At 42.2% G+C, this 21,008-nt stretch carries 19 protein-coding genes and 1 tRNA gene; 8 read left to right on the top strand and 12 right to left on the bottom strand.

Annotated features, from left to right (window positions below):
- The first annotated feature begins 77 nt into the window (after positions 1-77).
- The gene (locus FO442_RS10580) at positions 78-2,447 is read left to right on the top strand and encodes a T9SS type A sorting domain-containing protein (RefSeq protein ID WP_144333150.1); all 2,370 of its coding nucleotides are present in this window, start codon (positions 78-80) and stop codon (positions 2,445-2,447) included.
- Positions 2,448-2,522: 75 nt separating this feature from the next.
- Here FO442_RS10580 and FO442_RS10575 read toward each other — a convergent pair whose 3' ends face one another.
- Positions 2,523-2,861 carry a T9SS type B sorting domain-containing protein gene (locus tag FO442_RS10575; RefSeq protein ID WP_186280049.1) on the bottom strand — a complete coding sequence of 113 codons (339 nt, stop codon included), beginning with the start codon at positions 2,859-2,861 and terminating at the stop codon, positions 2,523-2,525.
- Between the two features lie 130 nt (positions 2,862-2,991).
- Between FO442_RS10575 and FO442_RS10570 the strand changes: the two genes are divergently transcribed.
- Entirely contained in the window at positions 2,992-3,843 is an 852-nt protein-coding gene (locus FO442_RS10570; RefSeq protein ID WP_246073839.1) for a hypothetical protein, read from the top strand.
- Between the two features lie 140 nt (positions 3,844-3,983).
- On the opposite strand, the gene FO442_RS10565 is transcribed toward FO442_RS10570, so the two are convergent.
- From FO442_RS10565 to FO442_RS10550, 4 genes are read right to left on the bottom strand one after another with little or no spacing between them, the layout of a single operon-like run.
- On the bottom strand, positions 3,984-4,865 hold the full coding sequence (locus FO442_RS10565; protein ID WP_144333148.1) for an SdiA-regulated domain-containing protein: 882 nt from the start codon (positions 4,863-4,865) through the stop codon (positions 3,984-3,986).
- Between the two features lie 38 nt (positions 4,866-4,903).
- A complete protein-coding gene (locus FO442_RS10560) occupies positions 4,904-5,275 on the bottom strand; it encodes a hypothetical protein (protein ID WP_144333147.1) in 372 nt (123 codons plus the stop codon).
- Positions 5,275-6,303: a glycosyltransferase family 2 protein gene (locus tag FO442_RS10555; protein WP_144333146.1), complete on the bottom strand. Its 1,029-nt coding sequence runs from the start codon at positions 6,301-6,303 to the stop codon at positions 5,275-5,277. The genes FO442_RS10560 and FO442_RS10555 overlap by 1 nt, the downstream gene beginning before the upstream one ends.
- Positions 6,304-6,311: 8 nt before the next feature.
- A complete protein-coding gene (locus tag FO442_RS10550) occupies positions 6,312-7,766 on the bottom strand; it encodes a GWxTD domain-containing protein (protein ID WP_144333145.1) in 1,455 nt (484 codons plus the stop codon).
- A 176-nt stretch (positions 7,767-7,942) separates the two neighbouring features.
- Between FO442_RS10550 and FO442_RS10545 the strand changes: the two genes are divergently transcribed.
- Positions 7,943-8,027: transfer RNA gene (locus tag FO442_RS10545), tRNA-Ser, on the top strand.
- A gap of 123 nt (positions 8,028-8,150) precedes the next feature.
- Here FO442_RS10545 and FO442_RS10540 read toward each other — a convergent pair.
- Together FO442_RS10540 and FO442_RS10535 are read right to left on the bottom strand one after the other, a co-directional pair.
- Positions 8,151-9,191 carry a ComEC/Rec2 family competence protein gene (locus tag FO442_RS10540; protein WP_144333144.1) on the bottom strand — a complete coding sequence of 347 codons (1,041 nt, stop codon included), beginning with the start codon at positions 9,189-9,191 and terminating at the stop codon, positions 8,151-8,153.
- Positions 9,192-9,295: 104 nt separating this feature from the next.
- A complete protein-coding gene (locus FO442_RS10535) occupies positions 9,296-10,030 on the bottom strand; it encodes a DNA-formamidopyrimidine glycosylase family protein (protein ID WP_144333143.1) in 735 nt (244 codons plus the stop codon).
- A 137-nt stretch (positions 10,031-10,167) separates the two neighbouring features.
- Between FO442_RS10535 and FO442_RS10530 the strand changes: the two genes are divergently transcribed.
- Genes FO442_RS10530 through FO442_RS10520 form a run of 3 tightly spaced genes read left to right on the top strand, consistent with a single transcriptional unit; the run spans position 10,168 to position 11,669 of the window.
- Positions 10,168-10,524 (top strand): nuclear transport factor 2 family protein, encoded by a 357-nt coding sequence (locus FO442_RS10530; protein WP_144333142.1) that lies wholly within the window; start codon positions 10,168-10,170, stop codon positions 10,522-10,524.
- Positions 10,525-10,537: 13 nt separating this feature from the next.
- The gene (locus tag FO442_RS10525; RefSeq protein ID WP_144333141.1) at positions 10,538-11,071 is read left to right on the top strand and encodes a Crp/Fnr family transcriptional regulator; all 534 of its coding nucleotides are present in this window, start codon (positions 10,538-10,540) and stop codon (positions 11,069-11,071) included.
- Between the two features lie 55 nt (positions 11,072-11,126).
- Positions 11,127-11,669 carry a DinB family protein gene (locus tag FO442_RS10520; RefSeq protein WP_144333140.1) on the top strand — a complete coding sequence of 181 codons (543 nt, stop codon included), beginning with the start codon at positions 11,127-11,129 and terminating at the stop codon, positions 11,667-11,669.
- A 77-nt stretch (positions 11,670-11,746) separates the two neighbouring features.
- Here the strand turns inward: FO442_RS10520 and FO442_RS10515 are convergent, their stop codons facing one another.
- The 5 genes from FO442_RS10515 to FO442_RS10495 all read right to left on the bottom strand — a co-directional run bounded on the left by FO442_RS10515 (position 11,747) and on the right by FO442_RS10495 (position 19,196).
- Complete coding sequence (locus tag FO442_RS10515; RefSeq protein ID WP_144333139.1) at positions 11,747-12,085, bottom strand: tRNA-binding protein; 339 nt, start codon at positions 12,083-12,085, stop codon at positions 11,747-11,749.
- A gap of 198 nt (positions 12,086-12,283) precedes the next feature.
- Positions 12,284-12,844: a hypothetical protein gene (locus FO442_RS10510; RefSeq protein ID WP_144333138.1), complete on the bottom strand. Its 561-nt coding sequence runs from the start codon at positions 12,842-12,844 to the stop codon at positions 12,284-12,286.
- Positions 12,845-12,885: 41 nt separating this feature from the next.
- The gene (locus FO442_RS10505) at positions 12,886-13,596 is read right to left on the bottom strand and encodes a CpXC domain-containing protein (RefSeq protein WP_144333137.1); all 711 of its coding nucleotides are present in this window, start codon (positions 13,594-13,596) and stop codon (positions 12,886-12,888) included.
- A 13-nt stretch (positions 13,597-13,609) separates the two neighbouring features.
- Positions 13,610-15,844, bottom strand: coding sequence for an eCIS core domain-containing protein (locus FO442_RS10500; protein WP_222101989.1), 2,235 nt, complete (start codon positions 15,842-15,844; stop codon positions 13,610-13,612).
- An 85-nt stretch (positions 15,845-15,929) separates the two neighbouring features.
- Positions 15,930-19,196, bottom strand: coding sequence for a S41 family peptidase (locus FO442_RS10495; RefSeq protein WP_144333136.1), 3,267 nt, complete (start codon positions 19,194-19,196; stop codon positions 15,930-15,932).
- Positions 19,197-19,423: 227 nt separating this feature from the next.
- Here FO442_RS10495 and FO442_RS10490 point away from each other — a divergent pair, with 227 nt between their 5' ends.
- Both FO442_RS10490 and FO442_RS10485 read left to right on the top strand, forming a co-directional pair.
- Positions 19,424-20,008: a T9SS type A sorting domain-containing protein gene (locus FO442_RS10490; protein WP_144333135.1), complete on the top strand. Its 585-nt coding sequence runs from the start codon at positions 19,424-19,426 to the stop codon at positions 20,006-20,008.
- A gap of 111 nt (positions 20,009-20,119) precedes the next feature.
- Positions 20,120-20,941, top strand: a complete 822-nt coding sequence (locus tag FO442_RS10485) for a hypothetical protein (RefSeq protein WP_144333134.1) — start codon at positions 20,120-20,122, stop codon at positions 20,939-20,941.
- Positions 20,942-21,008: the final 67 nt, after the last annotated feature.

The raw sequence follows: 21,008 nt of genomic DNA, 5'->3' as shown, positions 1-21,008 counted from the left end.
TGGAATTTTAACATTGATAATTGTTTTAATTCAAACAATAGTTGTAATATTCATTGCTAACATTAAAAAAGCTATTTATGAAGAAAATGAACTATTTGGTGATGACTTTGCTGTGTATGGGGTGTTCATTGAGTGCTTACAACCAGGAGTTTAAGAAGGTTTCTCTTCCAAAGGGAATCTACTCGGAAACAAAATCGTTTGAACGGATCAATCAGAAACGGGTCAACGATGCATGGAAGGGAATGAGGGAGATCTATTCATTTGATTTTACGGATGCAAGTACGAAGTCAGTTTCCGGGGAAATCGAAGCGACTGTTGATTTGACACTCAAAAAGTCCGGATTTGTAAGCTATTCAAATACGGCTTCCATTTCAAACCTGCTCGGAATCCGGCCGGAAGTGCTTTCGGTCCAATTGCCTTACGAAGATCGGGTCTTGACACTCGATTTAGTTCAGGTGAATATTTTTACCGATGAGTTTAAACTGGAAACAAGTACTCCCGGATTAGAAAAGGGGGTGGATTTCGGATTGTATTACCAGGGAACCGTTCGCGGTGAAGATGCAGTTGTGGGAGTCAGTTTCTTCCGGGATGAATTTTTTGTATTGATTAACAGGAATTCAACGGAAGACGCAACGATTGAAGCGGGATTGATTCGGCTTCCGGAGAACCGAAACAGCATCCACGTGATCTATTCGGATGATGATCTGAAAAATATGCCTGTTTATTCCTGTGGTTCCGAAGGATTGGAACAATACCGGGAAGCTGTTGAGCGGCTTTCCTCTCAAAAGCAGGACCTGGAACAAATGGAGAAGGCAACATACAAATGTGTGACTTATTTCTGGGAAACGCGGTACAATTTGTATACGGCAAAAGGCAGTACACAAGCAGTTACCAATCACATTACAAACATTTTCAACAACTTCAAGCTGATGTATGAAAATGAGCAGATCGGGTCGAAGTTGAACCAGCTTTATGTTTGGACGACGGCAGATACTTACAATGATGATCTGAATACATTTTCAGCCAATCGTTCGAATTTCGGGGCAAACATTGCTACCTTGTTTTCGAATACCGGTGGTGGAGGTGTAGCTTGGCTGGATCAATTGTGCGGGAGTAATGAATACTACAAACACGGGTTTTGCGGAGCTGTCGGTGGAACTGTAAATGCCGTCCCGACTTATAGCTGGGCTGTAAATGTAACAACACATGAAGTTGGACATAATTTGGGATCACCGCATACACACGCGTGCAGCTGGACAGGAGGCGCCATTGACGGTTGTGGTCCGCAGGCCGGTTATTCCGAAGGCTGCAACGGTCCGATCCCCGCGAATGGAGGGACAATCATGAGTTATTGTCATTTAACCAGTGTGGGAATAAACTTTACGCTTGGTTTCGGGCCTCAACCCGGAAACCTGATCAGAAGCCGGGTGAACAGTTGTATAACACTGACCTGCAATACCGATGGTGGCGGACAAACATGTACCACTGCTTATGAGCCGAATGAAACTCAGTCGGCAGCGACCACGCTCACAAGTGGAACAGCAGTATCAGCTGCAATTGCCACCTCGGGCGATATCGATTTCTTTAAGATTACCACTTCCACGACTACCAATAATGTATTTAGCCTGGCCGGTCCTTCGGGTGTGGATTTTGATCTGGTAATTTACAATAGTGGCGGAACACAGATCGGTTCAAGTACAAGTGGTACGGCAACTGAATCTGTAACGTTAAACGGACAAGCTGCCGGAACATATTATGCAAAAGTCTTTGGATACAATAACGCGGTTAGTTCCACCTGTTATACATTCACGGCTACTGCAACAGCAGTAACAAACTGCTCAACAGCTTACGAACCGAATAATTCGACATCGGCAGCTGTTGCCATACCTTTGTCGGCAACAATCTCCGCTGCAATTTCTTCAAGTACGGATCAGGACTATTACAAAGTCACAACGACTTCTGTTGGAACCCATCAGTTTGCGCTGGCTGGTCCAACAGGTGTGGATTATGATCTTTATATATACAACAGTGGGGGAACGTTGATCGGATCCGGAACGGGAACAACCGCTACAGAGAACGTATCAATCTCGAATCTGGCTGTTGGAACATATACTGTTCGGGTTTTTGGTTACAATGGTGCAAATAGTACGGCATGTTACACTCTGAACGTGGCAAAAACTTCGGCTGCTTTCTCCGGGGAGGAAAGTAATCCATCCGATTATTCGGTTTATCCGAACCCGGCAAAAGATAAGCTTACTGTCAGTTCGTCCAACCCGGATGAAGTGATGCATGCGGAAGTATTGGACATGAGTGGTAAAGTACTTTCAAGTACCGAATTGCGAAGCAATGCTGCAATCGATGTTTCGGGCATCAGTTCAGGAGTTTACTTTGTAAAAATCGTTTCCGATAACAAGGAAGTTACGCAGATCAAGTTTGTAAAGGAATAACAGGGAATAATCCTGTGATAGAAAAGGGTGGTTCGTCAGCTGACGGATCACCTTTTTGTTTGAAACAGTTTGGTTCTATAAGAGGGTAAAGTACCCATTTTGATCGATTTTATTCCCGTTTAGAAAAACGCCTGTGATCCGGTAATAATAATTCCCCGGGGTTTTGTCTTTTCCCTGCCAGAAGTGATCCAATTGATCGGAAACATAGAGAATATTCCCCCAGTGATTATAAACAGTGATTTCAACATGCTGAATGCTGCACGAACTTTCAAATACCAGGTGGATTCGCTGCGCGCCACATGCTTCTTTTTTCAATTCAGCGGGAACTTTAATGGAACAGGATTCTGTTTGCTGTTGTGCAACCAGGAGTTCGCCGAAAGCCAAAAAGAAGATAAGCAGTATGATTCTTTTCATATGCGTCATTACAATTGAAATACTGATTCGTTCATCGATACTTGAGCCAAAAAGGTCCTTACTGCAGTTTTAACTTTTCAGCTAATTCCTCAACCGGATTCTTTACTAAATTTGCACCAAACTTAGACAAATGAAATTTCATGTTCTTCTTCTGGTAATGGCTTTTGCTATGCCTGTTGCAATGGGGCAACCTCAAAAAGCTGAGATTTGGAAACCCAACAAGAAAGGGTCTTTTTATATTTACTGGGGATGGAACAGGGATTCATATACGAAATCGGATATTACATTCTGGGGAAAATCCTACGATTTCAAATTAAACAATGTGATTGCGAATGACCGTCAATCTTTGTATCGCGCCAATTTGTATTTGAATCCTTCCACGATGACCATTCCTCAATACAACCTGAGATTGGGATATTATTTCAAAGACAAATACGAAATATCCATTGGTGCTGATCATATGAAATATGTAATGAAGGCTTTTCAGACAGTAAACATGAATGGAAATATTGAAAATTCAGGTACTCAGTATGACGGGGTTTACAATAATCAACCCATGGTGATGGATACCTCCTTTTTGAGGTTTGAGCATACAGACGGATTGAATTACCTGAATGCGGAATTGAGAAGGTCCGATGCGCTAATCAATGTAAAATATTTCAATTTGAGCACGAATTATGGAGCAGGTGCGGGGGTGTTGGTGCCAAGAACAAATACCACACTTTTGGGTAATCCGAGACACGATGAATTTCACCTGGCAGGTTATGGTTTGGGAGTGGTTGGCGGACTTAAATTAAGTTTTTTCAAGTATTTCTTTATTCAGGGAGAAGCAAAATACGGTTTTATTCACATGCCCGATATCCGTACCACCAGGAATCCTGAGGATAAAGCAAAACAGCACTTTTTCTTTATGCAATACAACGTCGTTTTCGGGGCTCAGTTCCAGTTAACGAATTGGGAGAGAAAGAAAAAATCCGAATAACATTTTAATTGCAAACGAAACTATTCAAATAGTTTCTACTCAGTGGTTTAAATGATTTTTTTGATTCGTGACGTAATATTGCGGAATGACTTCAACGGATGTTTTCTAAAAGGCAGCTCCATTCATTGTCTTTGTTAAGACTAACGCCTGGAAACTGAAAATTTCAGGACTTTCGGATCACCACCTTGCCCTTCATTCGAAATGTAGAGATCGCCGTTCTGCATAATGGCAATTCCTTCAGCTTTATTGAACATTTGTGGATCTAAGACTTCCAGGTGAATGATTTCACCATCGGAATTGAAAACAAACAGGTAATAATCCGAAGCACTGAGCACATACAGGAGTTTGCTTTCCGGGTGAATGTAAATTGCCGAAAGTTGGAACTTCAACACCGGTTCTTCTTCATGGGGAACTTTTTTACTCGGCCTTAGCGGTAATTTGATCCCGTTCCTGTTGGCAAAATTCCTGATCGTGTTGATGTCATAGATATACAGAGGTTCCGGTATCAGCCTGCTTTGACTCAGATCGAATGCATAAATAGTGCGCAAGTTTTTGAATTCACCCCCTTTCGCCGGCTTACTTTTTGAACCGATTAGCAAGCGGTTATTTTTAGCATCGAAACACAAGCCTTCGTTGTCTTTGTTCGGAATTTCCGTTGCGAGGGTATCCAGGGACCAGTTGTCAGATTGAAAGTTGTGAATGTGAAATAACACGGCATCGCTCCGGAGCACGTAGATATCCTTTCCGACCGTTGCAATTCCTTCATAATCTCCCGGGCCTGCAAAGCGAATCTGTTGTTTGACCCGTTCCTGCTTCAGATCGTAAATAAAAATAATTCCCTCTTCATCCTGGACACAAGCTAAGGTTTTCTGGTCTACAACGGTGATCCCGGAAACTTCTTTCAATTCGGAAGGAAGAACAATGAGCTGTTCCACTTGTTTTAAATTATAAGGAACTTGACCTTGGGAAAAAGAAATGAATCCGGTCAAACTGAAAATTGCTGGAAGGAACCTGTTTCTCATAGATGTCGTATCGTAAGCTTTTAAACCAAATGAACGAATTATTCCCCGGAAGTCATTTCATGAAACAGCTTTGCATTTCGGATGATTTCCAGGAGTTCCGGTTTTTTCAGCAAGCTTTTGCTCATTTCCACATAACGCGTTTTTTTCCCCGTCCCTTCCAATAAGCCATGTTTGTTGGAAAGTTCTGCTCCCTTACTGAAGGATAATTTCACTCCTTTTTGAGAAGGGAGTAAAACGCAGACCATTCCTTTATAACCGGGGCCGTAACTAAAGGCGAGCATTTTGGCCGGGATATCCAATTCCTGCTGACTGTTCGGGAGCTCGCGTTCCAGTAAGAACTGTGTTTCCAGGAATAATTCCCGAACAGGGTGCGGATATCCTCCTAAAAAGATTGCCAGGGAAGAGCTCATTACAGGTCAAATTTTCGTTGGTTCAAATCTTTGAATTTAGTCATTTTTTGAATATAAAGCGCCCAAAGGATGCTTCCTTTGTAAAACGAAATAGGAGTTTGAGTATCCAGTTTTTTCCATTTTTTGCGTTCTTTCATGGAAGATGGAAGGTGATTGTAGAAAGACATATGCGCCCGGAAAACCGCCCAGAAATGCGGGAATTGTCCTTTTAGTAAAAAGATGAAAGCAGCCAGTCCATCAAAGCAAAATCTTCTGAACAGCACATAGGTCAATCCCACGCGTTGATTTTTGTGGATCATTAAAAGACTGTTCCGGAAGTTTAAAAAAGTCTTTTTCGGATTCATGTAATTCAAGGTTCCGCCACCAACGTGATATACCACGCTTTTCGGATTGACTTCGAAATGGAATCCCATCCGCTGAATGCGCCAGCACAGATCGATTTCTTCCATATGTGCAAAGAACCGTTCGTCCAATCCTCCGGCTTCCCAATAAATACTCGAGCGGATCATTAAGCAAGCTCCGGTAGCCCAGAATATTTTGGAAGGATAATCGTACTGGCCTTCGTCTATCTCCACATGGTCCATAATCCGGCCGCGACAAAACGGATAATGGTATTTATCCAGGAAACCTCCGGAAGCTCCGGCGTGCTCAAAAGTATCCCGGTGTTTAAACGAATGGATTTTAGGCTGACATCCTGCAACCTGTTCGTTTTTCATTGTTTCGATCAATGGAAGCAGCCAGTTTTCACTTACTTCGACGTCGCTGTTAAGCAAGACATAATAATCTGCCTGAATTTGTTTCAATGCGTCGTTATAACCCTTGGCGAAACCTCCATTGGAATCATTGACCACGATCTCCATATCGGGGAAGTGTTCCTTTGTCCAGGGAACGGAACTGTCCGTCGATGCATTGTCGGCAAGGACTACCCGGAATGGCTTCGAGTGTTCCACGACTTCCGGTAAAAACTGTTCTAAAAAACGTAAGCCATTCCAATTCAGAATAACAACGGCAATGTCAGGATTTTGCACAAATACTCTTAATCTTGTTTGTAATAATAGCCGCTATTCGTACCATATTGGTTGTTACCGCTGTTGGTGTCAACATTGGTATTTGAGTTGTTGCGTTTCACAAGCATTTCCTGCCATTTGTAATTTTGCTGTTCCCCAACCATATCCGAATGCAATAAACGGTATGCATTGTTTACCAGGTCCGGGTTGTAGAACACAAAGCGCTTGTTGCTAAAGGTTTTTATTTTGTAATAATGCCAGATCTCATAAGGATATTCGGACGGAGACGTTTCACGAACAATAATGGTATTCGGAGGTCCGTATTGCAGGTATACCCGTCCGCGATCAGTCTCAAAACCATCCTGGAAGTTGTTTCCGTAATTTTTCTGAACGAGCTGGACATTTTTCTTGTAGGTAAGCCATTGAGCGGATGCGTTAGATCCGGCAGTCTGAACCCAGAATTGCTGAATGTGTTTGCGGCAAAGGTCCGGGCTCTTTGCTTTCAGGGTTTTCATGATCGACTTTACTTCGGCCGGTCTTGCAATTGGAATTAAACTTGCCAGGTAGTAATCCAATGAATCGTCCGTTAAAGAGGTCTGAAACGCAGGGTCTAAAATAATCTCATCTACATTTTCAGCCACTTCAATGTCGTTGATACGCTCGAAGAAATAATCAGCTGCCTGGCCAATTGTTTTGCTGTTCCGGTCAATAATTTCCAGTGTCAGGTGGTACGACCCCGAAGGAAGTTTTGAAATATCAATATTTCTGAGAATAGGTATGACAGGGCTAGGCTTTAATTTGGTAAAGCGTGAAAAACCGGGCATGATCTGATTGGTTTGAGTAGAAACAATTTGTTGTCTCAAACCGAAACTGCTGTCCTGGATTTGGTTGGTATTGTACACTTCCAGGTAATATGGAAGGTTGATCATGGCCTGGCTGTAGAAATTAGAGATTCTCGGAAGGATTTCATACCCGCTTTTTTGAAAAGGAGACTCCATGTTGCTGCTTGGTGAAGCCACTTCTGCGATTAAAATATCAGAAGTGGAAACCTGCGTAAACTTATCCGGTACGTTCACTTCAATCTGTCCATCGAGTGTTTTGTCATTTCCATAGATGTCTTTCAAACTCACATGTGCGACGTAATTTCCCGGCTGCAGAGGAATCCGGATATTATCGAAAAAATCTTCAACGATCGAATCGCGCATTCTCGGACTTTCCAGCGCAAAAGCATTGGTGTAAACCGTATCTCCATTTGGCTGGCTGGTAACCACTGTTGAAACAGCAATTTTTGCCTGCAGTACGGAGTCAACCGGGGCAAACTTAATGGTATAAGCAACAAATTGGAATTGTAAATCGATATAAGGTCCTTGTTCAGGCGAATAATAACTTTTGTAATCAATGAAGGCTTTCATCTGATTTTTCTGTCCAAAAACATTTGAAACGAGAAGCAATAAAGTCAAAATCACCAAAAGTGGCTTTTTCATAATTCAAAAATAGGTAGGGTAAAGTTAATGAATTTGGAGGGATTTACCGAAAAGGAAAGACCTGAAAAGGAAATTCATTGATTAAACGGTACTGATTCTCAGGTAACAAGTAAATAACTTTTGTTTTTTTTTTGATTAACACTTGCCAAAATTGAAATTAACACTACTTTTGTCGCGGAGAGTTGGCAGAGTGGTCGATTGCGGCGGTCTTGAAAACCGTTGTACCGAGAGGTACCGGGGGTTCGAATCCCTCACTCTCCGCAGGAAATTGTCCCGACGATTAGTCAGCTGACTGATGTCGGGATTTTTTTATTCATGATTTTTGATGAGACTATTGGTGGGCATGCGATTAATCGCATGCCCACAGGTTTTTAATCCCAATAGTTATTGCACGGTATATTTCCCGTCTTTGTCAACTGTCATCACAATATTTCCTGTCCAGCAGGTACAATAAATCTCTTTTTTAATTTCGATTGTTTCGGGGTTCACTTCTTCATCCGGGTAAGCGTGTACCTGGATGGGGTCCTGCTTGTTTAAAGACGACTGGTTATTCAACAGTTCCACGGTCCATTTTCGGGGATGCCCGTGTCCCCAGGCTGATCCGCTATTCCGGTGGGTCGTATCGCCGGCACTGATGAGTGCAATTTTAGGTGTCAGGATATCCAAAAATGCCTGTGTCGTTCCGTTTTCAGCTCCGTGATGCCCGACGTGGTAAAAATCCACATCGAATACCGAGAGATTATCGCGGTATTTGGCTGTTAAATAGCGAATTCCGTCCGTTTTTAGATCTCCTGTAAATAACATGGATGTCTTTCCATAAGTCAATTTGGAAACGATGGAATGATTATTCGGATCTTTGAACGGAGTTTTGGAAAAAGACTCATTGTTGATCGTTTGATGGCTTTGAACAGAAACCTTTCCCGAGTATAAGCTTAGTTTTGGAATAGTGCTTCCGGGACGAACCAGGTTTGTCAAATTTAGTTCATACCCTTTCGGCATCAGGCTGTCCATTAGCCGGTAATCCATAAATTCCAGTTTTATTTTTTCTTTTTTTGCTGCTTTTACAACATCCTTTGCGCTTTCCAGGTAGAATTTGGTGGTAATGATCCGCTTGATGGTATAATCCTTCGATAAGTCCAGGATCAATTTGTAATGGTCATAGTGATTGTGTGTTAAAATAAGAATGTCAATGGTTTTGTTCAAATCAGTTCTTCGTTGATAAAAGTCAGTTAAATAAGTGTTCAGGGAATTGCGGCTTGCACCGAGAGAACCATTTTCAGCCCCGACGTCAATCATCACAACTCCCTTGCTGAACTCGAGGAGCGTGGCATCGGCCTGGCCGACATTGATAAAATGTGCTTTGAAGTCATCCGAATGAGCATAAAAGCTGAATACCAACAGGATAGTGAATAGGATTTGTTTCATTTTGTGGATTTTTAAGACGCAAAATAACGATTTACCCGATAGTAACTGCCTGGGAGTCAAAAATAACTTGGTAAGAAAGAAGTGATTTTGGAAGAGACGTAAGTTTATAGGTATAATATCTGGCAGTTTGAACAGATGAAACTACGTCTTTTTTTGATGCCGGTCACCTTTCTGATAATGGGTAAATTACAACGCAAACACCAGGTTTTGGTATGCGCCAGCCAGTTTTTTTTCAATTCGTAGCGTTTTTTCCATTCCAGGAACTGGAAACTGTAGATTCGTGCTTCTTCGATCATTTGGTCCAGTTTTTCAGCGGGCAATTTTCCAACCAGGGATTCCGGGTGAATTTTGATGCGGTACAAGACTTCATTTTTAATAATGTTACCAACACCCGCAAAAATATCCTGTTCCAGTAATGCGTCGCAAACGAGCATATCGGGACGTTCTTTGAGTTTTATGTTGGCTTTTTGGGGATTCCATGCATCGTTCATGACATCCACGCTCCAATCGTAATGTGCATCCAGATCACCTTCCAGGAATTTAACCGAGCAGGAATAAAAATGGAGCGAACCGTTTTCGAAGAAGAATGATAAGCGGGAAGCTGTTTCGGGTTTTTCTTCATCGACCCGGTAACTTCCGAATAGCAAGAAATGGATTTTTAGGGTGAAGCCTCCGAAACAAATCAGGAAATGTTTTCCCCAACTTCTGAATTCAAGTATTTTTTGATCCGCCATCCGCGCCTGATCAATTTTGCTGTTTCCGCTGATTGAAAGAACTTTTTTTCGCGCAAACTTTTGAACTTCTTCTTTTAGTATAACAATAGATGGACCCTCTGGCATACTTTTTTGTTTCCATATAATTTGGCAAAATCCGGTTGAATTGGCATTGCATGATTTGATCTAAAAATTGCAGGATTCACAGTTTTTGATCGCTCATCTGAGCCTTTTTGTATTTTTAATCGGTAAAAGATACAAACATGGCACCGAAAGAAGTTTTAGAGGAATGGATTCGTTTGTTTAACCAGGCAGATGGAGAGAAGCTCGCTGAGTTGTATGCGGAACACGCGGTCAATCACCAGGTTGCAAATGAGCCTGTTGCAGGAAAGCAAGCGATTAAAGAACTATTCGTTCGGGAGTTTGAAACTGCAAATATGGTGTGTATTCCGGAAACTATTTTTGAGGACGGTGAATGGGTAATCCTGGAATGGAAAGACCTGAAGGAAATGCGTGGTTGCGATTTTTTCCATATTCAGAATGATAAAATTGTTTTTCAGCGCGGATATTGGGATAAACTTTCCTTCCATAAACTGTACAATATACCATTCGAGATTTAATTGTTGATTATATATGAAGCCTACAGATCTGATCGAACTCATTGAATCCCATCAGTTGATCGAGAAGGAATTGATCTTCGAACGCCATACCTTTCTCAAAACAGCAGGAAGCAGTGATACGAACATCTATTTTGTTGAGGAAGGAAGTTTGCGTGTCTATGTAATGGATAAGAACGAAGAACGGACCATCCGCTTTGGTTATAAAAAGAATATTTTGGTTTCACTCGATTCTTTTTTGACCGAAAAACCTTCTGAGTTTGTGATCCAGGCTTTGAAGAAAACGCGTGTCAAGGTGATTCCCAAAAAGAGATTCATGGAATTCATCCACCGGGATGAAGCTAATTTGAAGCTTTGGGTAAAAATCCTGGAAGATCTCGTTATCCAGCAAATAGAACGCGAAAAGGATTTGTTGATTGCTTCGCCGAAAGAACGGTATGAACGCGTATTGCGAAGAAGTCCGATCCTGTTTCAGGAAGTTTCAAACCGACACATTGCCAATTATTTGCGGATGACCCCCGAAACACTTTCGCGTTTAAAAAAGTCTTGATTTCAATCAATGTTTTTGGACGGTTTATGCATGACCTTTGTCAAAAATAACAGAGATGAAAATACAGACGGAAGTATTACTGGTTGATTTGATGAATAGAACCAAACAACTCATAGAGGAAGCAGAAATCCTGAAGGGAAAAAAAGAAGAGCAACTGAATTGCAAACCACATGCTGAAAGCTGGAGTGCACTGGAATGTTTGGAACACTTGAATTTATACGGTCGTTTTTACCTTCCGGAGATCGACAAATGCATCCGAGGGGGGAAAGGGAAGCACGAACCTGTTTTCAAAAGTGGCTGGTTGGGAAATTACTTTGCCAACAGTATGCTTCCGAAGGAGAAACTGAATAAAATGAAGACCTTTAAAAATATGAATCCACTGAATAGTCAATTGGATAAACGAGTGATTGATGAATTCCTGGATCAACAGAAAGAGCTCCTGCGATTGTTGGAAGAATCCCGTAAAATCAGCCTGAACAAAACACGGACTGCCATCAGTATTTCGAAACTCATCAAATTGAAGCTGGGAGACACGTTCCGTTTTGTAATTTATCACAATCAAAGGCACATGGTACAGGCCCGGAGAATTGAAAATTGAGAATGGATAATTGAAAAGAGTTTTAATCTAAATTTCTCAATTCAATTTTACATAGCGGTATCCGCTTTTCAATTGTATTATCCGATCCGTGTTCCGTTTTTCACCTTTCGTTCCGGTTGCAGCAGCGTTACTTCTTTGTTTTCCCCAATTCCACCAAGGATCAAACATTCGCTCATCATATGGGCAATTTGTTTCGGAGGAAAGTTGATCACGGCAACGACCTGTTTTCCGACTAGTTCTTCAGGTGTGTACAATGCTGTGACCTGTGCAGATGTTTTCCGCATACCGAATTCCCCGAAATCAATCGTGATCCGATACGCCGGATTGCGTACTTCCGGAAAGGGCTCTGCTGAAACCACTGTTCCGACGCGCATTTCTACCTGCATAAATTGGTCCCAGGAAAGAGTATCGTTCATAGTTTTAAAATTGAAATTTGACAAAAGGAATGGGTTTTACTAGGCGGGGGCTCTCTTCGTTCACGTATTTATATAAAACGGGAAACGGTTGATGTAACTGTTGCTATTCCAATAATAACAAAAGGATGATTTGGGTGTTTTTTTTGTTTCCGGCTGTGTCTTTTTGGTTGTCCATATGCAAAAGTAGTTTAGTGCGTTTTAGACTTTTTTGAGCCTGTGCGTTGCGATTCTTCGAATTGCTTGAAACTCTGCGTCTGATAAAAGTCGCTTGTCAATTGAAATTCCATGTAAAGGTTGGTTTTCAAAGTTGAGGAACAGGTAGTTTTCGTAAAGGGTATAACTTTTAAATAAGCTCCAATTTATTTTTTGAAACAGGATGTGACTTGAAAAGACAACTTCCTGTTCGTTGATATGTATTTCGAATTCATTTTTTGAATGAAATTGATCTGCCATGGATTTTCCTTCTGAAAGCACATGCTTTTTCAGTTTTGAAACCCTGATTGCCAAATAACCGAATACAATTGCAAGCCCCATTCCGAGTCCTCCCATAAGATGGAAATTAGAGTAAACCTGATTTTTTCCCATTCTAATCATGGAATAGCTGTTGAAAGAAAAAATTTCTGAAACGATTAGTAAAAGTGCAATGCCAAAACCGATTAAAAGCAGGTTCCGGGTTTTCCGTATGTAAAGCTTTGTGCGAATTTGAATCTGTTCGGTAATGCTTTGAGAAGCAGCCTGGTTTTTTATCAGTATATCCATGATGACGGTTTCAATAACTCCTGAAAATTAAGCATAATGTTCTAAACCGAATTTGTATCAGCGGAAAAGAATAGACGCCCGGTATCAATGTACGTTGCATTCTGAAATGTTTCCAACAATGATTGGTATTGATCGGCAGCATTTTTTACTTCATCTAGTGCGAGAGGGAACGGTAAGGTAAAAAATGCCTGTCCTACATTTCCATCTGTATTTAAAACCCTGCACAAGAACACCAAATCGCCGTCTTTGATTTCCTTGAGTAGCGGAATGAATTCGGGATGAAAAGGAATTTCTTCGATATTCAAAATAAGCTGCAATTTTAGGATTGAAAGTAATTGATCATCCAGTCCGTATTCCAGGCAGGTAATCTTTTCTGCCAGTGCGTCCAACCCGAATACGGTTCGCAACTGAAACCCTTTGGACAGTTCGCGGGCAGCGGGAGCAGCATATTTACCCGCCAGGTAATTGTCATAATTATGGGTTACGACTTTTTCGTGTTCTTTCCAATTTGCATTCCAGGGTTTGGGAAATTGTGCAATCATCAGTTTTTTATCAAAGTCCATATACATGAGCGGGTCTTCTGCATGGAAGGTATGGCGACAGCTTTCGCAGGTAAAGCGCTGAAATTCACCCTTTAGTATTTGATCTTTAAATGGGGTGTTGGATGAAATTCGGAGACTTGTTGCAATCAGTTCCGTACTTTTTTTTCCGCAAACCGGACAAGAAACAGTTTCTTCGTGAAATCGGGACATAATTCAGTGAGTTTTATAGGGCGATATCGACATTGGTTTGAATGTAGTTAAAGGTAGTTACATCGCGGGTCTGAAGCGCGGATCCATAACCTTGCGGTGTTTGGTCCGGCTGATAATATGCGGCATACGCTTCAGCAAACCATTCGGCCGGAGCCCGGAATTGGTAATTGGATACCTGTCGGGCGCGTGCAGCAGTGTCATAAGAGAATAATTTGGTGTCATTGGAATAAACAAATGTTTTTCCGCCCACGTCTTTCCCTCCGGACGATTTCCAGGGTTTTTGCAGATTTGCCTTCTGAAGATCTTCAAAAATAGAATCGTTGCGCACAATAGCCGGGTCAAAGGCAATGCCATGATTCCCGCTCGTTTGGGCCATTAACCGGATGACTTCTGCCTTTACATTTCCAACTGTTTCTTCGGCGGTAATTAGTTTTGCTATTTCCAGTTTCACCATACCCAGGCATGCCTGATGGTTTGACAGGGCTGAATTGTTTTGGTTCAGGTAGTCCTGGACCATGTTCATGGAAGTGGCAAAAGTGGTCCAGCCGCCGCCATTAGCTGTATTGCAATAATTGCCGCTGAAGTCGTGCTCGTGATCCACTGCATGTCCCACTTCATGTCTTACGCTGGCGTCAAAATAATTTTTCCCGGAAAAAACATCTTGTCCCCGGTTATTCCATTTGTCTGAAAATGTTCTTCCATCCGATTTTTTGTCGCCGATATTATCGTAAGCTATTGCGACCGTGTTGGTGTCACCGTACCAGCCACCGGATCCGGTGAAACGTTTGAGTTTTTCAAAACTGTCATTGCTGGAAGCATGTCCATCCGGCAAGATCTTCATTACATTGAATGCCCGTTTCAATCCTTCCAGGTCCCAATCGGTTTCTGCCTGAACGGTTTCACCGTCTCCACCATTGGTTGGTTTTCCTACTTCCAGGCCTTTGATATTGGCAACAGCTATATCAAAACGTTGAGAGACCAGTTTTTTCAGTGCGTCCAGATCTGTAACCCGGTCTACAAATAAGGAGATGATTGCTTTTTGAGTGGCATTTAATGCACTTCCTTTCGGAAAAGCAAGCAATACATCCGTTCCGTCCCCATTGATGAATGCCTGGTCCAGGATTCCCGGAAGTTCTCCGCCGGTATACAACCGCTCCATCATGGCTATTTTTTGAGGATTGCTTGTAACACCCAAATAATCCTGGATCCACGGTTTCGCTCTTGGTGCCTGTGATACAGCAATAAGTAAATCACGGGTTGTGTTTGAGTTCGGATCGTCTTCAATTTTTTGCTGGATCAATGAGTCCCGTACGATGGTACCATTCAACTGTTGGATCTCCAGGATTACATCCTCTTTAAAACTGCGTACAGGTTCGAGTCGTTTGTGCCAGGGATTTTCCTGTTCTTTATTGTGGATATACGTGTTGGTTCGTTGAAGTACTATCTGAATTAAACGCAATCGCTCCTGGGTATTGGCGTCCTGGTCTTCGATGTCTACCGGTTGCAGACTGAAATCATGGTATGCCTGGAGTGCCTGATCTATTGCGGCGATTGTTTTCCGGTTCTCGCCAAGTGTGGTTGATTGCTTAAACGCATCTACACTCATGACTGCCTGAATGGGAGTTTTCTTTCCCGGAGAATTGATCGTGAGTGTTTCCGGTTGATCCGGGAAAGCTTGCTTTTGGAGCAGGGAATTTGCCTTTTCTCCCATGACATCCGCCTCTTTTTCCAAACCAGCATCGTCATTGATGTTCGTTTCTTCTTTCAATTGTTTCGTCGGTTTTACGCGCCCCTGTTTTTGCTGTACGACATGCCATGCTTCATGTGGAAGGTGTTTTTCCTGTCCGGGACCAATATGGATCTCTGTCCCCTGCGCATAAGCATGGGCTTGCAATTGGGCCGGTTCGGGAGAATTGAAGTGCACTTTTACGTCATCCAGGGAATGCCCCGAAAGGTTTTCAGCTCCTGCTTTTAAATTGTCAGGAAGTCCGGTGTTATTTTCTTTTGTTTGGTTTTTTTCGTTCTTGTCGGCCATTTCCTGAACAGACTTTAGTTGGGAAGCCTGTGGACTGTAATCCGCGAGTTCCTGCATCTTTTTTTGGACAAGGGAATGGGGTTGCGTATAAGGAAAAGAAGCGGTTGACTCCCTACTGCTTCTTTTTGAAGCATTCGACGGAGGATCTTTTTTCGGTGTTTTTTTTGAGTGAATGCCCATTGGAAGTAAATAGTGTTTTCCGTTATCAGACATCCAATTTATGAAATTTCAGGAAAAGTCAAAATAAAAAACGCCACCTGCTAATTGACAGATGACGTTTTTCAATGATTATAAGGAGTTATTTGCCTAACAATACCTCCACCGCTTTTTTCAATTGTGCATCTTCGCCTTTCAGCATGGTGTTGTAATCATTTGCTACTTTGTAGTCCGGTTCGCATTGGTTGTTCTCGTAGTATTTTCCGTCCATGGTCATCACTCCAACTTGTGGGATTCCGAAAACCAGGGAATTGTCTTGCAGAGTTTCCCACCAAACAGCGGTTCCGGTTCCCGGCACCGGCATCCCGACCAGTTTTCCGATATTCAGGGTTTTGTAAACCACCGGGAACATGTGCGCATCGGAGTAGTTTCCTTCGCCCATGATCACGCAGCTTGGTTTGGTCCATTTGGAACCCGGCTCAATCCCGATTTTTTGTCCTCTCGGAACAAAATTAATGTATTGTTTCCCGGAAAGGAAGGTTGCCAGGTCGTCGTGCAGCCAGCCGCCACCGTTGAAACGCGTGTCTACGATCAATGCATCCTTGTTGATGTATTTTCCCATGACTTGGTTGTAGAATTCCCGGTAGCTGTTGTCGTTCATACCGCGAACGTGCATGTATCCCAGTTTTCCGCCGGATAATTTTTCGGTCATTGCCTGCATACGTTTTACCCAGCGCTGGTATAATAATTCGCTTTGTGCTCCGGCTGAAATCGGTTTGATCGTTTCTTCCCAGCGTTTTCCGCTTGCAGGATCGAAAATGGAAAGCAACAGTGTCTTTCCTGTTTTACGATTTAATAAATAATAGTAGTTCATTTCCGGCTTGATTTCCACTCCGTCGATTTTCTCAATGATTGCCCCGGCCTTGATCTTTGTTTCGGAGCTCACCAGTGGGCCTTTGTCCAGGATTTCTGCAATCTTCAAACCTGTTCCAGTAAATGTTTCGTCTAAAATAACCCCCAGCTGGGCTGTTTCATCTCCATTTTCCTTGCGGGAATAGAAACGGCATCCGGTGTGTGAAGCATTCAATTCACCCAGCAGTTCACTCGCCATTTCAGCAAAATCGTAATTGTTGTTGATGTGCGGAAGGAACTTCTCATAAGTCGTTTTGTAATAATCCCAATCCGTTCCCTGCAGATCTGCAACATAGAACTTCGCTTTCACCTGTCTCCACATGTGCTCAAACAGGTATGCGCGTTCTGCATAGCTGTCATGAGTGCGTTCCGCTTTGAATGGAATGTCTTTTCGTTCTCCTTTTTCCAGGTCTAAGCGCGTTAGTTTTCCGTCGATTACAGCAAAGATGTTCTTTCCGTCCTTGTCCATGGAAGTGCTCCAGATTCCGCCTGCTTTTAAAGGAATGAGCATTTTTGTTTCATGGTCCTTGAAATTGCGGACGTATACATTGTTCCCATCTTCATTTGGAGTGATGTAAACTAATTTCTCTCCTTTCGGGTCCAGGAATGCATCTTGCAGGAAAGACGAATGTTCTGTCAGACGGACCTGGCGGTCCATCAGTCCATTCATATCGATTTTCAAAGGTTCTGTTTTTTTCGTGGTATCTGCTTTTTCACCTTTTCCTTTCTTGGGTTCAGCTTCTTTCGATTTCTCTTTTTCTTTGTCGTTTTTCTCTTTCTGTTCTTTCCAGAGTTCATAATCCGCTTTCTTCATTTTGAAGAGATCGTATGCATTCTGGTCCAGGAAAAGGGCATAGGCATCCTGCTGCGAACCGTGGCTTGCAACATTTTTCATTCCATCCCGGTTGGAGAACCACAGAACGGCTTTTCCATCCATCTGGAATTTCGGTCCTCCGTTTGAGAATCCGTTTTGTGTCAGTTCCAGCATGGGTTTGGAACCGGTTACATCGATCAACCCGATTTGTTCATGCCAATTTCCGTCCTGCAGGAAGGAAACCAGGATGTACTTGCTGTCGGGAGCCCAGTTGAATGTTTGGTCACCGTCGCTGTAGGAATAGTTTTTGGTTGCAGGAAGTACATTGCGGATCTTCTTGCTCGCCAGGTTGTAGATGCTTACTGCTGTGCGGTTTTCCAGGAACGCGATTTCTTTTCCGTCAGGGGAATATTGCGGTTGGAAGGATTCATTTTCCGTTACCACCAATGCTTCTTCTTTCAGCAGCGTAGAAGCGTAGAAATAGCTATCTTCCTTACGGACCATGGTGGTTTGGTAAACTCCCCAGATCTTGTTGCGTTCCGAAGCATACAGGATTGCTTTTCCATCGGGAGAAAAACTCACGTTTCGCTCTTCTTCCGGCGTGTTGGTGATTTGTTTGGTTACTCCATTCTCCAAAGAAACAGCGAACACATCTCCGTGATTGGTAAAAACCACTTCCTTGCCGTTCGGTGAAGCTGCAATTTCACCCGCTCCGCCTGTTTCTGCTTTGTTTTGAAGATCTGCACTGCGGTCTTCGGTGTTTATTTTGATTGCGATTTTTTCAGGGTTTGCACCTTCTTTCTGTGTGTAGATTTCACCGTCATACCCATAACACAGGATGTTGTTGTCTGAAATGGAAAGGAAACGAACCGGGTTTTTATCAAATTTGGAAACCTGGGTTGCAGAAGCAGGTGAGTTCGGATTCATTTTCCAGACGTTAAACGAACCACTTTTTTCGCTTAAATAAAAGATACTGCTTTCATCGTTGTTCCAAACCGGATTGCGGTCTTCTCCGTCGAATTCTGTCAGTTTGGTGAAATGATCGCCTGTTTTTTCATACATCCATAGATCTCGTGTAACAGACGATCGGTGGTGTTTTCTCCATTGATCTTCGTATCCTTTTTTATCGTGGAAGATCATTTTGGTTCCGGCTTTATTCCATTTGATGTTTTCAGCAGTGATTGAAAGTTCCTGTTTTTCACGTCCACCATCAATTCCAACGGAATAGATCTCACCCAAAGCTCCATATGGAAATTGAGACATGGCTGCATTGTCAACACGTGAAGCGATGAAAACTACCCGTTTTCCATCCGGTGAAAGACACTGCGGATAATCGTTGCTGGAATGAAGCGTCAATCGCTTGGTTGTTCCGCCTTCTAAGGGAACAGAGAACACATCAAAATTCCCGTAACGATCCGATGCAAAATAAATCGTTTTTCCGTCCGGGGAAAATACAGGCATAAAATCATAGGCCTCACTCAGAGTGATTGGAACAGCAGTTCCTCCTGTGGCGGCTACCTGGTAGATATCCCCTTTATAAGTGAATACGATTGTTTTTCCATCCGGGGAAATGACCGGGTAACGCATCCAAAGCGGTGTGTTTGAAGTTTGTTCCGGCGGGTTCGGCATTCGAAGGCTGGCTACCATCGCACCAATCATGATCCAAGCAACTAGTTTTTTCATAAAGTGAATTTAGAATTTTAAAAATAGAGAAAGTTTGGAGAAGTTGACCGGGACAAATGTGGGACGGCCCAAACTAATTATGAATACCGAATTCCTGATTACGAATGAAAGGATGAATTTACACTTCACTGAAAAAAACTTTCGATCGGTTTCCAACCTTCCTTCACCAAGTGCGTTATATTCTTAAATAATATTTAATAATATAACTTCTATTAAAAAAAGAGCTTATGAAGAGATTTACTCAATTAGTTATGATGTGTTTGGCCCCGGTCGCATTCGGACAAACAAATTACACCGTAGATGCGCAAGCAATGTCTTGGTCACCGAATGATGTGACCATTGATCTTGGAGATTCAGTAACATGGATAAACAACAACAACGGTTCGCACAATCTGAACGGGACAACAGCGACATTTCCGCAAAACCCTGAATCCTTTTCCATGCTGACAACCGGTACAAACTGGACGTTTGGAAAACGTTTCAATATTGCGGGTGTGTACATGTACCGTTGCAATGTGCATTCCTCAGTGATGACAGGAAAAGTAACGGTAGTTGATCCGAATTTGGGATTGGGGGAGCAAACGGCTGCAACAATCAGTTTCGGTCCGAATCCTGCAACAGAAACCATTACAATCCAAACTAAGGCAACGGATTTCAATGTGGTGATTTATGACATGTCCGGACACCGGGTATTGTCAGAAAACCTGAAAAACAAAAAAGAGTTGAATGTTTCTTCTTTGAAGCAAGGAACTTATGTGATTGAGATCAGTGCGGAAGGTACGATCCTTCAGGATAAGTTTATTAAGAACTAGGAATTGTTCGTTGTATGAAGGAAGTCCGGATCAGTTTGTGGTCCGGATTTTTTTAGTTTGTAGAAAATAAACCAGTACCTTTACGGCAGTATAAATCAAATAATCTAACAAATGAAAAAAATCAAGTTGCTGTTCATCTCCCTGATTTCATTACCTGCCTTTGGACAAACCTATTACCAGGATATCGGAGATGAAGATTACCAAAACCTCATGAAAAATGGGTTAAGTTATGTTCTGAGTGGAGATAAAGCATCGGATGAAGTTTTTGTAAAAGCTTTGAATGACTATTGGAAAGTTTCTCCTGTGAAAATCATTGATAAATCAAAGGGAGATGTACTGAATGCGGATGATGTTCAATTAACCCTTTTAGCGAATGAAGGTGTGCCTTTTCCGTTTAACCTGACAATTGTAAGCGAGAAAACGCTAAAGAAAAAGGGGATGACTCTTTATAATACAACGGCAGTTGTTGATATCAGCGGATTTACAGATGTGATCGACAATAAAAGCATTTTCTATTTTTTGCCCTACATGATCAATGCTTTGAATGATATGGCGGTTAAAATGAACGCAAATAAAATTGAAAAAAGAGGTTTGCCTTATTTCAATACGATGAACACTTTGTACCTTCCGAATGCGACAGTGTTGAAAACGAAAACGTTACTGATAATTTCTGAAAAGAAAACCCTGGTGAACGAAGCAGAATTGACTAAGGCAGGCATTAAATATGAATTTGTAAATTTTGACCGTTTTCTTGAATTGGAATCCACTGAAGCTGATAACTATTGTGTTTTGTACCTGAATCCAAGTCAATTTTCAGAAATTACGATTTATAATTTGAACGATAAGTCGATTGCGTATACCAGACATTACATTAAGAATGTTCCTAAATTAGATAAAGAAGATATTAAGCTGATTGTTTCCAGCTGGAAGTAATTAGTTACTTGTTTTTTGAATCCGGATCAGTTTGTGGTCCGGATTTTTTGTTTGGACTTTAAGACAT

It is taken from the genome of Fluviicola chungangensis (assembly GCF_007558725.1).
Classification (GTDB): Bacteria; Bacteroidota; Bacteroidia; order Flavobacteriales_D; family Crocinitomicaceae; genus Fluviicola; species Fluviicola chungangensis.
This window is presented reverse-complemented; position numbering and strand designations above follow the sequence as displayed.